The 14441-nt window shown below is 71.1% G+C and carries 12 protein-coding genes; 8 read left to right on the top strand and 4 right to left on the bottom strand.

Features of this window, described 5'->3' with window-relative positions; genetic code table 11:
* Positions 1 to 15: 15 nt before the first annotated feature.
* Positions 16 to 1098 carry a COX15/CtaA family protein gene (locus tag MNOD_RS27690; RefSeq protein WP_015932289.1) on the top strand — a complete coding sequence of 361 codons (1083 nt, stop codon included), beginning with the start codon at positions 16 to 18 and terminating at the stop codon, positions 1096 to 1098.
* Between the two features lie 85 nt (positions 1099 to 1183).
* Positions 1184 to 1888: a PAQR family membrane homeostasis protein TrhA gene (gene trhA / locus MNOD_RS27685; RefSeq protein ID WP_015932288.1), complete on the top strand. Its 705-nt coding sequence runs from the start codon at positions 1184 to 1186 to the stop codon at positions 1886 to 1888.
* A 46-nt stretch (positions 1889 to 1934) separates the two neighbouring features.
* On the opposite strand, the gene MNOD_RS27680 is transcribed toward trhA, so the two are convergent.
* Positions 1935 to 2180: a hypothetical protein gene (locus tag MNOD_RS27680; protein WP_015932287.1), complete on the bottom strand. Its 246-nt coding sequence runs from the start codon at positions 2178 to 2180 to the stop codon at positions 1935 to 1937.
* Between the two features lie 186 nt (positions 2181 to 2366).
* Between MNOD_RS27680 and MNOD_RS27675 the strand changes: the two genes are divergently transcribed.
* Positions 2367 to 2579 (top strand): hypothetical protein, encoded by a 213-nt coding sequence (locus tag MNOD_RS27675; RefSeq protein ID WP_015932286.1) that lies wholly within the window; start codon positions 2367 to 2369, stop codon positions 2577 to 2579.
* A 43-nt stretch (positions 2580 to 2622) separates the two neighbouring features.
* Here the strand turns inward: MNOD_RS27675 and MNOD_RS27670 are convergent, their stop codons facing one another.
* Both MNOD_RS27670 and MNOD_RS27665 read right to left on the bottom strand, forming a co-directional pair.
* Positions 2623 to 3651, bottom strand: coding sequence for a hypothetical protein (locus MNOD_RS27670; protein ID WP_015932285.1), 1029 nt, complete (start codon positions 3649 to 3651; stop codon positions 2623 to 2625).
* Positions 3652 to 3697: 46 nt separating this feature from the next.
* A complete protein-coding gene (locus tag MNOD_RS27665) occupies positions 3698 to 6673 on the bottom strand; it encodes a penicillin-binding protein 1A (protein WP_015932284.1) in 2976 nt (991 codons plus the stop codon).
* Between the two features lie 319 nt (positions 6674 to 6992).
* On the opposite strand from MNOD_RS27665, the gene MNOD_RS27660 reads away from it, so the two are divergent.
* The 4 genes from MNOD_RS27660 (at position 6993) to gyrB (ending at position 12497) form a co-directional block, all read left to right on the top strand.
* On the top strand, positions 6993 to 7847 hold the full coding sequence (locus tag MNOD_RS27660; RefSeq protein WP_043752256.1) for a protein-L-isoaspartate O-methyltransferase family protein: 855 nt from the start codon (positions 6993 to 6995) through the stop codon (positions 7845 to 7847).
* Positions 7848 to 8280: 433 nt separating this feature from the next.
* Positions 8281 to 8922, top strand: a complete 642-nt coding sequence (locus tag MNOD_RS27655) for an MBL fold metallo-hydrolase (RefSeq protein ID WP_015932282.1) — start codon at positions 8281 to 8283, stop codon at positions 8920 to 8922.
* Between the two features lie 11 nt (positions 8923 to 8933).
* Positions 8934 to 9896 (top strand): aldo/keto reductase, encoded by a 963-nt coding sequence (locus tag MNOD_RS27650; protein WP_015932281.1) that lies wholly within the window; start codon positions 8934 to 8936, stop codon positions 9894 to 9896.
* 174 nt (positions 9897 to 10070) lie between these two features.
* Positions 10071 to 12497: a DNA topoisomerase (ATP-hydrolyzing) subunit B gene (gyrB, locus tag MNOD_RS27645; protein ID WP_015932280.1), complete on the top strand. Its 2427-nt coding sequence runs from the start codon at positions 10071 to 10073 to the stop codon at positions 12495 to 12497.
* A 190-nt stretch (positions 12498 to 12687) separates the two neighbouring features.
* Here the strand turns inward: gyrB and MNOD_RS27640 are convergent, their stop codons facing one another.
* Positions 12688 to 13638, bottom strand: coding sequence for a polyphosphate kinase 2 family protein (locus MNOD_RS27640; protein ID WP_015932279.1), 951 nt, complete (start codon positions 13636 to 13638; stop codon positions 12688 to 12690).
* 106 nt (positions 13639 to 13744) lie between these two features.
* Here MNOD_RS27640 and MNOD_RS27635 point away from each other — a divergent pair, with 106 nt between their 5' ends.
* Positions 13745 to 14338 carry a histidine phosphatase family protein gene (locus tag MNOD_RS27635; RefSeq protein WP_015932278.1) on the top strand — a complete coding sequence of 198 codons (594 nt, stop codon included), beginning with the start codon at positions 13745 to 13747 and terminating at the stop codon, positions 14336 to 14338.
* The last annotated feature ends 103 nt before the right edge of the window (positions 14339 to 14441 follow it).

Genomic DNA, 14441 nt, shown 5'->3' with positions numbered 1-14441 from the left:
CGTAGAGGCGCGCCCATGACCAGCGCCGCCCTCGCTCCCTCGTCCGCCGCGCCCGCCGGGGCCGGCGCCGCACCCCGCTCCCGCGCCGCCGTCCGCCGCTGGCTCTTCGCCATGGCCGCGCTCGTGATCGCCATGGTGGCGGTCGGGGGCGCCACGCGGCTCACCGGCTCGGGCCTCTCGATCACCGAATGGAAGCCGGTGACCGGGGCGATCCCGCCGCTCTCGGCCGAGGCCTGGACGGAGGAATTCGCCAAGTACCGGGCAACGCCGCAATACGACATCCTCAACCGCGGCATGTCGCTGGCCGAGTTCCAGGTCATCTACGCCTGGGAGTGGGGACACCGCTTCCTCGGCCGGCTGATCGGGTTCGCCTTCTTCCTGCCGCTCGGCTGGTTCTGGTGGACGGGCCGGCTCGACCGGCGGCTCGGCCTCGGCCTCCTCGGCCTCGGCGTTCTCGGCGGCCTCCAGGGGGCGGTCGGCTGGATCATGGTGGCGTCGGGCCTTCAGCCCGGCATGACCGCCGTGGCGCCGATCAAGCTTGCCGCGCACCTGACCCTCGCCAGCGCCATCTTCGCCGGCCTCGTCTGGCTCGCCGCCGGGCTCGACCGGGCGCCGGACGAGCCCCTGCCGCGCCGGCTGCGGCTGACGGCACTGGCCCTGCCGCTCCTCATGCTCGTCCAGATCGCGCTCGGCGGGCTCGTCGCGGGCTCGAAGGCCGGGCTCACCTACAACACCTGGCCACTGATGGACGGGGCCTTCATCCCGCCGCTCTCGGGCCTCTTCGCGGTCACGCCCTGGATCGAGAACTTCGTCGACAACGTCGCGCTGGTGCAGCTCAACCACCGGCTGGCGGCCTACGGGCTCCTCGCGGTCGCGGCCCTGCATTGGCTCGACCTCTTCCGCACGCGGCCCGGCAGCCGTGCGGCCAAGCGGGCCGGCGCCATCCTGGGCCTCGTGACCGCGCAGGCGGCTCTCGGCATCACGACGCTCCTCCTCGCGGTGCCGCTCTGGGCCGGGCTCGCCCATCAGGTCACGGCGATGCTCGTCCTCGGCATGGCCGCGGTGCATGCCCGCATCGCCACTCTGTCGCGTGCATGACCGCCTGACGCGGGGTGACCGCGCGGGCGATTGATGCTCTCCTGGGACGGTGGCGGCCAAGCCGCCGGCCGAGCCCGGAGCCCGCATGCGCACGACGACCGGACACGCCGACGCTCCCGCCGACGACGGCCGGCCGCCCTCCCTGCACTGGGCCTACACGCCCCGCGAGCTTCTGGCGGACGGGATCGTGCACGTCCTCGGGGTCGCCCTTGCGGTGATCGGGGCGCTCGCCCTCGTCGTCACCGCGCTCCTCATTCGGCTCGACGCCTCCGGGCGGGTGTCGGTGGGGATCTACGCGACGGGCCTCGTGGCGATGCTGAGCGTCTCGGCCGTCTACAACATGTGGCCGGTCGGCCGGCTCAAGTGGCTCCTGCGCCGCGCCGACCACGCCACGATCTTCCTGATGATCGCCGGCACCTACACGCCGCTCGTCACCCTGGTCGGCGCTGGCGGCCTCGCCTGGGGCCTGCTCGCAGGAATCTGGCTCTTCGCGGTGGCGGGGGTGGCGATCAAGCTCGCGCTGCCCGGCCGCTTCGACCGGCTCGCGGTCGGCCTCTACCTCGCGCTCGGCTGGAGCGGGGTGACGGCCTACGATTCGGTGATCGGGCTGCTCGCGCCTGAGGCGCTTGCGCTGCTCGCCGCTGGCGGCCTGCTCTACTCGGCGGGCGTGGTCTTCCATCTCTGGCAGCGGCTGCCGTTCCAGAACGCCATCTGGCACGGTTTCGTGCTGGCCGCCGCCGCCTGTCACTACGGCGCGGTGTTCCACAGCATGATCGAGGCGGCAGCGTGAATGCGCGGGGCCGGACAGGGCGTGATCGGCCCCGCGCGAACCGGCGTCAGAACGGCGAGTAGTCGCCGCCATCCGTGATGGCGTCGAGGGCGCGCTCCACCGAGGTCACGGCGTCGAGGAGCATCTGCACCGTGCGCTCCGTCTCGGGCCGCGGCCGGCCGAGGGTCGCCGTGCGCGCACCGATGTCGTGCAGCTGCTCGGCGATCGCCACGAGGTCGGAGACGACCGCGGCAGTCTCGCGGGCGGACGCATCGGGCGCGGGCCGGGCGCGCAGGGGAACGACGTTGCTCATCGAGTCGAACTGTCGCGCAAAGCGCTTGCCCGCACCAGCCAGGAGTCGCGGCTCTCCACACAATCCGCATCCCCGCGGCGCGGCGGACACGGCGGGCGGCAAACCGCACCCGCCCGCTTGGCCCGCCTTGACGGCGCCCCGATCCCCCGCGAGGAGGGCAGCTTCCGCCGCCCACAGGACCGACCGATGAAGCTCTCGTCCCTCGCCGCCGCCGGCACGCTGGTCGCGCTGCTCGCCGCCTGCACCAGCATGGAGGCCGACCGCTCCGCCTTCAGCGAGACCTTCAACACGCAGAATTACGTGCGCTCGAACGACACCAACGGCACCCAGCGCCGGCCCGACGTGAACCGCGCGTTCACGCAGCCTTCGGTGCCGAGCATCAGCAACCGCGGCTTCTGAGATCCGATCGGGCGCCGCCCGCAGCGCCCGACCGCTTTTACGCTCATTCCTTGGCGAGCGCGTCAGCGAAGGCCGCGATGCGGTTGCGCGCATAGGTGGGCAGGCCGGCGCTGATCGAGCTGCCGGTGTTGAACGAGGAATTGCCCATCAGCACCTGCGCCGGGAGCAGGTTGCGCAGCACCGGCACGCGCTCGTATTCCTTCTTGCGGTCGAGCACATCCGCCTTGATGCCGAGCGCCATATAGGCGGTGACGACCGTCTTGTTCGGGTCGTTCGCGGCCGGCTGCAGCACCGCCAGGAACTTGCCGAAGCGCAGGATCTGGTTGACCCAAAAAATGTTCTGCTCGAGCGCGCCCGCCACCGGCGCCTCGATTCTCGTCAGGCTGGCGAGCTTGGTCGCCTCCTCGGGCGGCAGCACCCGCAGTTCGCTCTGGAACGAGACGAACTCCGCGATCTTCTTGCCGCCTTCCTCCAGCTTGTTGGCGAGCTTCACGCCGAGCGGCAGCTTGCCTTCGAGGTCGTAGCGCGACTCTATGCAGAGCGTCTCGGGCGCCGCGCACCAGGGCCGGTCCGGCCGCTTGGCGAAGGAAGCCGCCGGGTCCTTGGTCGGCGTGACGTCGGCCGGGCTCAGGGTCTTGTGCTTGATCGCCGGGTCCATCCGGCTGAGGAAGGCGAGCGAGGCGAAGCGCCTCAGCTCGATCCGGTCGGGAGCCCGCGGCACCACGAAGCGCGCCTCGGCGACATAGACCTTGAGGGTCTCGTGGCGCGGCTTGGTCGTTCCGTTCACCGTCACCTTGTAGTCGGGCTCGACGTAATCCGGGTGGGGGGCGAGCACCGCCTTCTGCACCGGCTGGGTGCGGCTCCAGTCGAGGAAGGGCGTGAGCCCGCTCTCGGGGCTCGCCGGGTTGTCGCGGTGGTCCGTGAACGCGATGGTGTTCGGCGCGATCGCCCCGGCATCGAGGCCGGCGACATTCGGCACGTCCTTGGTGCGGTACTGGGCGAGCGCGGGCGTCGCCGCGAGAAAGGCGAGGAGCGGCGCGGCGAGGAATCGGGCCGTCAGGCTTTGGCGCACGAGCGGGAATCCTTAGGAATCGGGGGCCGGGGGGAGTGGCCCCGGGTCAATAGGTCGGGTCTTCGCCGAAGAGATAGTCGGGATCGCGGCGGCGGGGCCGGCGGAAGCCGTCGTCGTCGTCGCCGAAGGGCGAGCGGGCCGAGCGGCCGGGCCAGACCGGCTCGGGAGCCGGCACCGGCTGGGCACGGCGGATCGGCGGCGGGCCGCCGCCGAAGAGCTGGCGGCCGAGTTCGGCGAAGGGATCGTACTGATCGTCCTCGGGGCGCCGGATCTCCTCGGGCCGCCCGCCATCCACCACGTCGCCGTCCCGGTCCGTGTCCGGCCGCATGGCGTAGAGCGATTCCTGCGGTACGAGGCGGTACTGCGTGTCGGCGAGCCGCCCGTCCGGCTGAAGGCGGAAATGCTCCATGAGGGGGCCGCCCGCGAGCCGCGTGCCGGAATGGAGATCGATCGGTGCGTCCGCGATCAGGTGGCGCGCCTCGGGGCTCGGCGGCGCCAGCGGCGATTTCGGCACGCCGTTCGCCCAGGCGGCCTGGAGGATCTGCGCGAAGACCGGTACCGCGAGATGGCCGCCGGTCTGGCCGCGGCCCAGCGTGCGCCGCCGCCCGTCCGCGTTGTCGTAGCCGATCCAGACCACGATGGTGATCTCGTTGGTGAAGCCCGCGAACCAAGCGTCGTTCTCGTCCTCCGAGGTGCCGGTCTTGCCCGCAACATAGGGAGAGAAGCGCGCGAGCGCTGCCGCGGTGCCGCGCTGGGTCACGCCCTGGAGGAGGCTCTTGATCTGGTAGAAGGCGACGCGGTCGGCCGAACCGATCCGCGCCGGCGACCGCTCGGCGCGCCGGTAGACCACGGTGTCGCCCTGCGAAACGGATTCGAGGGCGTAGGGACTCGGCCGCTCGCCCTCGTTGGCGATCGCCGCGTAGAAGGCCGCGAGGTCGATCATCCGCACCGGCTGGGCGCCGAGCACGAACGGGTAGTAGCGCTCGCATTCCGCGTAGAGCTGGGCTTCGAGGGCGATGTCGCAGACCCGCTTCAGGCTTTGCTCCGGCCGCTCCGAAATGCCGCCGCGCAGGAGCTGGGCCGTGACGAGGTTCTTCGAGTGTTCGAGGCCGCGCCGCAGCGTCGTCGGCCCCGAGCCGCCGCCCTCGTAGTTCTTGGGCGACCAGGACTGCCCGACGCCGCCGATCGGCGGGAGGGTCACGGCCGCATCCATCACCAGGGTGTTGGGTTGCAGACCGGCATTCAGCGCGGCGAGGTAGGTGAGGGGCTTGAGGGTCGAGCCGGGCTGGCGGACGCTCTGCGTCACCCGGTTGAGCTGGCTCAACGGGTAGGAGAAGCCGCCCGCCATGGCGAGGATGCGCCCGGTGCGGTTCTCCAGCACCAGGGCCGCCCCCTGCACCTGGGGCCGGATCCGCAGATCCGCCCGCAGCGCGCCCTTGCTCTCGCGCAAGGCGACCCGCACGACGTCGTAGGGGGCGAGCTTCCCCCGCGCCCGACCCGGATTGAGGCTCGCCACGCGCCCGTCCGCGAGGCCGACCCGCACCGCGCCGCCCTTCGCGCCGGTGTCCAGCACCACGGCGAGGGGCCAATGCACGTCGTAGAGGGGGGCTCGGGCGGATTCGAGGGCGCGCTGCCAGGCGGGCTTCGGCCCGGCCGGCCTGGCTGCAGCCTTCGGCGCGCCCTTCCCGGATTTGGGCGCCGGCGGGGGCGGCGGCTCGGCGGGGGCCGGAGCGGCGGCCGCCTCGATGCGCTTGACCGCTTCCGCGAGGTTGAGCTCGGGACCCTCGAACCGCGCTCGGCCCGTCGCGGCCTCGTAGCGGGACAGGCTCTCCTGGAGGATCGATTCCGTCGCGGTCTGGAGCCCCGCATTCAGGGTCGAGCGCACCGTATAGGCGTTGGCGGTGAGCGAATCGAGGCCGGCGAGCGAACGGGCCTCGCGGCCGAGATGGTCGACGTAGTAGAAGCCGGCCTCCTGGCGCGTGCGCTCCAGCGGCACGAGGCCGAGGTCGCTCTTGAGCGCCGCGTTCATCGCCGCCTCGTCGATCACGCCCTCCTCCTTCATGCGGGTGAGGACGTAGGCGCGCCGCTCGCGCGCCCGATCGGGATAGCGGTCGGGGCTGTAGTAGTTCGGGCCCTTGGGCATGCCTGCGAGCAGGGCCGCCTCCGGCACGGTCAGGTCCTTGACCGACTTCCCGAAATAGAGGCGGGCCGCCATCTCGACGCCATAGGCGCCGCGGCCGAGATAGATGCCGTTGAGGTAGAGGCCGAGGATCTCGGGCTTCGTCATCACCTGCTCGGCGCGGGCCGCCACGATCATCTCGCGGATCTTGCGCTCGTAGGTGACGTCGTCGCCGACGGACAGGTTCTTCACCACCTGCTGGGTGATGGTCGAGCCGCCGGCCGGCCGGCCCGGCGCGGCGAGGTTGCCGATGAAGGCCCGGATCACGCCGCGCTCGTCGATGCCCCGGTGGGTCTCGAAGCGCTTGTCCTCGGCGGCGATGAACGCCTTCTGGACCATGGGCGGGATCTGGCCGATGGGCACGCCGATGCGCCGCCCGTTCGGCTCGGCGGCCTCCGAGAAGCGGTTGCCGCGTCCGTCCAGGATCGTGCTGACGCCCGGCAGCTTCAGGGTCTTGAGCGCGCTCGCATCCGGCAGCCCCTCCACCGCCTTGTTGTAGAACTCGATCACGGCCTTCGCCTCGAAGGGCGCATTCGGCGGGTTCTCGCCCTTGCAGAACTGCTTGTAGCTCGTGTTGAGCTCCCCGATGTCGAGGCCGTGCAGGATCTTGGACTCGCCCGCGATGGCCTTCGGGTCCTCCATGGCGGTGGCGATCAGCTCGTCGAGATTGATGTCCTCGATGTCGAAGGCCTTGCGCATATGGGCGCAGCCGTCGCGCAGGATCCGCACCACCTCCGGCCCGTCCTTGGCGGGATCGAACTGGGTGCGGATCGCCTCGGGCCGGGTCGTTGCCTGGCTCAGCGTCAGCGCGGTGGCGAAGAGCTTGATGAGGATCGCGTTCATGTGCCTTGAGCCCGGCCCGAGGGGCTGTCGCGCCAGGAAACGGCCGGGGACCTGAAGGGGACGTGTACAACGCGGCCCTTTTAAGGTCAGGCACGGCCCTCGGGGAGCCGCGGCCGCACGGCGCCGTTCGACTGGCGCCCATTCCGACGAAGTGGATCCCGGTTCGTCGCAGACAATGCGATACGGGCAAAGACCCGAGAGCGGCATCCGTTCACGATGGAACGAATGCCGCTCCGGCGGGGTTCGCGCCGCTGCGATGCGAGAGGTCCCTGCGATGGCCGATGTGAGCCGCCGCCGCGCTGCCTATGAGGTCCCTGCGATGGCCGATGTGAGCCGCCGCCGCGCTGCCTATGCCAGCCTCGTGGCAGCCCGGGCGAAGACGCGCGACCCCGCCCTCATCCGTGCGTTCGCGACCGTGCCGCGGGAGGCCTTCTGCGGGCCCGGCCCCTGGCAGGTGATGGGCGAGGCCGGCCCCGAGATCGTCCCGGCCGACGATCCCGGCGGGCTCTACCGGGACGTCCTCGTGGCGCTCCTGCCCGGGGAGGGGATCAACAACGGCGAGCCGAGCCTGCACGCGCTGGCCCTCGCCGCGGCGGCCCTGCGGCCGGGCGAGCGGGTGGTGCAGGTCGGCGTCGGTGGCGGCTACTACACGGCGATCCTCGCCGAACTCGTCGGCCCGGAGGGCCGGGTCGATGCCTTTGAGGTCGAGCCGACGCTGGCGGCGCAGGCGGCGGCGGCGCTGGCCGGCTACCCGCAGGTCGTCGTCCATTCCCGCTCGGGTGCGGAGGGCCCTCTGCCGGAGGCCGATTTCGTCTCTGTGAATGCGGGCGCGACCGCTCCGCTCGCCCTGTGGCTCGACGCCCTGTCGCCGACCGGCCGCCTGATCGTTCCGCTGACGCCGGACCGAGGCTGGGGCGGCCTGCTGCTGGCGCGCCGCCGCGGCCCCGGCCGCCCGGCCGACATCCTCGAGGCGCGCTTTCTCGCCCGGACGCTCTTCGTCCCCTGCCTCGGCGCGCGCAGTCGCGAGGGCGCGGCGCGGCTCGGCATGGCCTTCGCGGCAGACGGGATGGACAAGGTGCGCAGCCTGCGCCGCGGCTCGGCGCCGGACGGGAGCGCCTGGCTGGCAGGGGAGGGATGGTGGCTGTCGCGGCGGCGGGCCGACGCGACGGCCTGAGACGGTCCCCTGTCGCCCGACATCTCCGCCCCTTTCCCGGGCGCATGCAGCGTCAGCGGAATGCGACCCGGGGCCCAGCACAAGAAGTCGCGCAGCGACCGCTTGTCAGCCACGCTGGAGACAAGCGGAGCTGCTTCGCGGCAGGTCCTCGTGCTGGTTCCCGGATCTCCTTCCGCTGACGCTGCACTCGTCCGGGAAAGAAAGAGGGAGCGGAAAGGGGCGGAGACCCTGTGATCCGGTCTGCAAAGGATCCTTCGCAGACCGGATCATCGAGCCCGCGCGGCTCGGACCGTGGCGGCTTCCGCGCATCTCGGTTTCGATCGAGGCCTCGATCCGGCCCGGACGCGCAAGCCCTCCGGATGCGCGAGGAGCGAGGTGCCCCGCGCCGCCATCTCCGCTACAACGCCTTCGTCCAGCACCCCCGAAGGACCCCATGCCGAGCACGCCCCGCGCCGCCATCATCCCGGTCACGCCCTTCCAGCAGAACTGCACGCTGCTCTGGTGCGAGGCGACGAAGCGTGCGGCGGTGGTCGATCCCGGCGGCGACCTCGACCGGATCCTCGCGGCGGTCGAGAAGACCGGCGTCGCGGTCGAGAAGATCCTCCTCACCCATGGCCATATCGACCATGCGGGCGGCGCCGCCGAGCTGAAGGAGCGCCTCGGCGTGCCGATCGAGGGGCCGCACGCGGCCGACAAGCCCCTCCTCGACCGCCTGCCCGGGACGGGGGCGGCCTACGGCATCGAGGGCGCGCGGGCGGTGACGCCGGACCGCTGGCTCGGCGAAGGCGACACGGTGACGATCGGCGAACTCACCTTCGACGTGCTGCACTGCCCCGGCCACTCCCCCGGCAGCGTGGTGCTGGTGAGCCGGGAGGCCCGCTTCGCCCAGGTGGGCGACGTGCTGTTCCGCGGCTCGGTCGGGCGCACCGATCTGCCGGGCGGCGATCACGCGGCCCTCATCGCCTCGATCAAGACCAAGCTCCTGCCGCTGGGGGACGACCTCGCCTTCATTCCCGGGCACGGGCCGACGAGCACGATCGGTGAGGAGCGTCTCACCAACCCCTTCCTGCAGTGAGCCCGCGATCCATGCAGCTTCGCCCCCTCGGCCGCTCCGGCCTCTCCGTCCCGCCCCTCTGCTTCGGCGGCAACGTCTTCGGTTGGACCGCCGACGAGCCGACCTCCTTCGCGCTCCTCGACCGGCTGCTGGAGCAGGGCTTCACCTTCATCGACACGGCCGACGTCTATTCGCGCTGGGTGCCCGGCCACAGCGGCGGCGAATCCGAAACGATCCTCGGCCGCTGGTTCAGGGACCGCGGCAGCCGCGACCGCATCGTGCTCGCCACCAAGGTCGGCATGGAGATGGGCGAGGGCCGCAAGGGCCTGCGGGCGGCCTATATCGAGCGGGCGGTCGAGGAGTCCCTGCGCCGGCTCCAGACCGACCGCATCGATCTCTACCAGTCCCATGTGGACGATCCCGAGACGCCGATCGAGGAGACCCTCGCCGCCTATGACCGCCTGATCCGCGCCGGCAAGGTGCGGGCGATCGGCGCCTCGAACTTCTCCGCCGCCCGCCTGCAGGAGGCGCTCGACGTCGCCGCCCGCACGGGCCTGCCGCGCTACGAGAGCCTGCAGCCGGAATACAGCCTCGCCGCGCGGGAGGGCTACGAGGCGGAGCTGGAACCGCTCTGCCGCCGCGAGGGGATCGGGGTGATCTCCTACTTCTCCCTCGCCGCGGGCTTCCTCACAGGCAAGTACCGGGAGGCGGGCGCCGCGGCCGGCCGCGCCCGGGAGGTGCGGGTCGCGCCCTACCTGAACCCGAAGGGCTTCGCGCTGCTGCGCGAGCTCGATGCCGTGGCCGAGGCCCACGGCGCGACGCCCGCCCAGGTGGCGATCGCCTGGCTCGTCGCCCGGCCGGGCCTGACCGCGCCGATCGCGAGCGCGACCTCGCTCGCGCAGCTCGACGAGCTGATCGCGGGCGCGCGCCTGAGCCTCGATCCGGCCGCGATCGCCCGCCTCGATGCGGCAAGCCGCGATGGCATCCGGGAGTAGGTTTCCGCTCCCTTAACCCGGACCTGCCATGTGACGAACGGGCGCCTCTGCGGCGCCCGAAACCGATGCAATCTCAAGGCGGAATGCTTATCTAGAGCGTCCCACAGAGATGTTCCGGCGTGCGCTCCTCGACAGCGTGTCCGCGCACCGGCGCCCGCCCGCTCAGGAATCGATATGGCCGAACCCGCCCGCGACCTCACCACCGACACCTACAGCGCCGACTCGATCAAGGTCCTCAAGGGCCTCGATGCGGTGCGCAAGCGTCCGGGGATGTATATCGGCGACACCGACGACGGCTCGGGCCTGCACCACATGGTCTACGAGGTCGTCGACAACGCCATCGACGAGGCGCTGGCGGGCCACGCCACCCTCGTCACCGTGACCCTCAACCCGGACGGCTCCTGCACCGTCTCGGATAACGGCCGCGGCATCCCGACCGACATCCACGCGGAGGAGGGCGTCTCGGCCGCCGAGGTCATCATGACCCAGCTCCATGCCGGGGGTAAGTTCGACCAGAACTCCTACAAGGTGTCGGGCGGGCTCCACGGCGTCGGCGTCTCGGTGGTGAACGCGCTCTCGACCTGGCTGCGCCTGCGCATCTGGCGCGGCGGCCACGAGCACGCGATGGAGTTCCGCCACGGCGACGCGGTGGCGCCCCTCGCCGTCGTCGGACCGGCGGGCGAGAAGCGCGGCACGGAGGTCACCTTCCTGCCGAGCCCTGAGACCTTCTCGATGGTGGAGTTCGACTACGCCACCCTCGAGAAGCGCCTGCGCGAGCTCGCCTTCCTGAATTCGGGGGTGCGGATCGTCCTCACCGATGCCCGTCACGCCGAGCACAAGCGCGAGGAGCTGGTCTACGAGGGCGGCGTCGAGGCCTTCGTGCGCTATCTCGACCGCACCAAGACGCCGCTCGTCGCCAAGCCCGTGGTGGTGCGCGCCGAGCGCGACGGGATCGGCGTCGAAGTCGCCCTGTGGTGGAACGACAGCTATCACGAGACGGTGCTGCCCTTCACCAACAACATCCCGCAGCGGGACGGCGGCACGCATATGGCGGGCTTCCGGGCGGCGCTCACGCGCCAGATCACCGGCTATGCGGAATCCTCCGGCATCGCCAAGAAGGAGAAGGTCACGCTCTCGGGCGACGATTGCCGCGAGGGTCTGACCGCCATCATCTCGGTGAAGGTCCCGGACCCCAAATTCTCCTCGCAGACCAAGGACAAGCTGGTCTCGTCGGAGGTCCGGCCGGTGGTCGAGAACGTGCTCAACGAGGGCCTGTCGAACTGGCTCGAGGAGCATCCGAGCGAGGCCAAGACCATCGTGGGCAAGGTGGCGGAGGCGGCAGCCGCCCGCGAGGCCGCCCGCAAGGCCCGCGAGCTCACCCGACGGAAAGGAGCCCTCGACATCGCCTCGCTGCCCGGCAAGCTCGCCGACTGCCAGGAGCGCGACCCGTCGAAATGCGAGATCCTGCTGGTGGAGGGCGATTCGGCCGGCGGGTCGGCCAAGCAGGGCCGCGACCGCACCTTCCAGGCGGTGCTGCCGCTGCGCGGCAAGATCCTGAACGTGGAGCGCGCCCGGTTCGACAAGATGCTGTCGAGCCAGGAGATCGGCACGCTCATCACGGCGCTCGGCACCGGCATCGGCCGCGAGGAGTTCAACCCCGACAAGCTGCGCTATCACCGCATCATCATCATGACGGATGCGGACGTGGACGGCTCGCACATCCGCACGCTGCTGCTCACCTTCTTCTTCCGGCAGATGCCCGAGCTGATCGAGCGCGGTCACCTCTACATCGCGCAGCCGCCGCTCTACAAAGCTTCGAAGGGCCGCTCGGCCATCTACCTCAAGGACGAGCGGGCGCTGGAGGATTACCTGATCGATGGCGGGATCGAGGGGGCCTCCTTACGCCTCGCGACCGGCGTCGCGTTCGGGGGCGCGCAGCTCAAGGCGCTGGTCGACGAGGCCCGCAGCGTGCGCCACATCCTGCACGGGCTCCACACCCGCTACGACCGGACGGTGGTGGAGCAGGCAGCGATCGCCGGAGCGCTGCGCCCGGCCGTCGCCGAGGATCCGAGCCACGCCGAGGTGGTGGCCGACGAGATCGCGAAGCGCCTCAATGCCATCGCGGACGAGATCGAGCGCGGCTGGGAGGGCGAGGCGAAGGATGGCGGCTACGTCCTGTCGCGCACCTTGCGCGGCGTGCGTCAGGTGGCGGTGCTCGACGAGGCGCTGATCTCCTCGCAGGAGGCGCGCCGGCTCGACGAGCGCACGGATGCGCTGCGCCAGATCTACGACGCCCCGGCGACGCTCCAGCGCAAGGGCGAGGAAATCGTCCTGCACGGTCCCGTCGCGCTCTTCGAGACCATGATGGCGCTCGGGCGCAAGGGCCTGCAGCTCCAGCGCTACAAGGGGCTCGGCGAGATGACCGCCCAGCAGCTCTGGGAGACCACCCTCGACCGCGACGTGCGCTCGCTGCTGCAGGTCAAGGTCAAGGACACGACCGATGCCGACGACCTCTTCGTCAAGCTGATGGGCGACGTGGTGGAGCCACGGCGGGAGTTCATCCAGGAGAACGCGCTCAACGTGGCGAACCTGGACGTCTGAGGCGGTTCCCGGCTGAAGCCGTCTAAATAGAACCTGACCTGCGTGGAAACCGCCACGCTCCTCAGTTTCGATTTAGACTGTCGTGGCCGTCTCAGATTGCGGGACCTCGCTCAAGGCCGGTGCGTCATGGCCCGATCCCGCGTCGGGCCGAGGCGGCGGAGGCCGTCCGCCTGCCCCGGAAACCCTTGGCTCAATCCGGCACCATCACGCCGTCCAGGCCCTCCGGCGGGTCCGGGAAGCGCGGGTTCATGGCTTCCAGCGTATCCGCGATGGTTCGCGCGACGACGAGATTGCGGAACCACTTCTGATTCGCCGGGATCACGTACCAGGGCGCATGCTCGGTCGCGCAGCGCGTGAGGGCATCCTGGAAGGCGGCCTGGTAGTCGTCCCAGGCCTCGCGCTCGGCGAGGTCCGAAGGGTCGAACTTCCAGCGCTTGGACGGGTCCTGCAGCCGGCTCTCCAGGCGGCTTTTCTGCTCGTCGCGGGAGATGTGCAGGAAGAACTTGAGGATCGTGGTGCCGGAGAGCGTCAGCAGCCGCTCGAAATCGTTGATGAGATCGTAGCGCTGGCTCCAGACCGGCTCGGGAACCAGCCCCTTCACCCGCGCGATCAGCACGTCCTCGTAATGACTGCGGTTGAACACGCCAATCATGCCGCGGCCGGGGGTATGGTGATGGTAGCGCCAGAGGAAGTCGTGATCGAGTTCCTCCCGGCTCGGCGTCTTGAACGACCACACTTGGCAGCCCTGCGGGTTCACGCCCTCGAAGACGTGGCGGATCGTGCCGTCCTTGCCGCCGGTATCGATCGCCTGAAGCACCACGAGCAGGCTGCGGCGGTGCTCGGCATAGAGGCGCTCCTGGAAGGACTGGATCCGCGCCCGCTCCACGGCCAGGGCGGTCTGAGCCGCCGGCTTGTCGGCGTCTCTGGGGGCCTCCGGATCCACCGCCGCGAGGTCGAAGGGGCGACCGGGGAGGACGACCACGAGGCCGGGCCCGGCCACCGGCCGGGCCGCCCTATAGGCGGCGGTCGAGCCGGGGCTCTTCGCCTCGAAACCCGCCGCCGCCGCGGCCCAGGCGGAGGAGGAGGGATGCGGGCCGTGCGGCACGGCCTCGCCCTTGCTGTGTCGCGTCTTCTTCGACATGGGAGAGCGGGATTCTGGGAGCGCGGGACTTCAGGGAGAACAAGCGGGAATGTCGACGATAACGGAACCGTCCGGGCTCCGTTCCGCCGGGTGCGGGGGGCCGGCCGTGAGCCGCCCCGCCCTCTACTTCGTGCGCCACGGCGAGACGGATTGGAACGCGGAGGGGCGCCTGCAGGGCCAGCGCGACACGCCTCTCAATGCCAGGGGGCACGCGCAGGCGGCGGAGGTCGCGGACCGGCTGCGCGGTCTCCTCGGGGCGCGGGCGGACGACCTCGCCTATCTGGCGAGCCCCCTGACGCGGACGAGGGCGACCATGGAGCGCCTTCGCGCCGCGCTCGGGCTCGCACCCGACGCCTATGCGACGGATCCGCGCCTCATGGAGATCGGCTTCGGCGCCTGGGAGGGCCGGACCTGGCGCGAGATCCGGGCGGCCGATCCGCGGGCCTATGCGGCGCGCAACCGCGACCGCTGGGGCCATTGTCCGCCGGGGGAGGGGGCGGAGAGCTACGCCATGCTGCTCGACCGCGTGCGCCCCGTCCTCGATACCCTCTCGGAGCCGACCGTGATGGTGGCGCATGGCGGCATCGCCCGCGCCGTTCTGGTCGCGACCGGGCACGCCACGCCCGCCGAGGCGCCGCACCGCGACGTCTGGCAGGGCCGCGTGCTGGTGATCGATGCGGCGGGACATCGGTGGATCTGAATCCGTGCTTGCGGGTGGACGGGCCGGCCGGGGAAGGGTTAAGCCACGGCGGCCCTCGGGCGTTCACCGGAGAGACATCCGCGTGGGTGATCATGGGCCACCG

This window comes from Methylobacterium nodulans ORS 2060 (genome assembly GCF_000022085.1).
Lineage (GTDB): Bacteria > Pseudomonadota > Alphaproteobacteria > Rhizobiales > Beijerinckiaceae > Methylobacterium > Methylobacterium nodulans.
The sequence above is the reverse complement of the archived record's forward strand: the minus strand, read 5'-3'. Positions and strand labels throughout refer to the sequence as shown.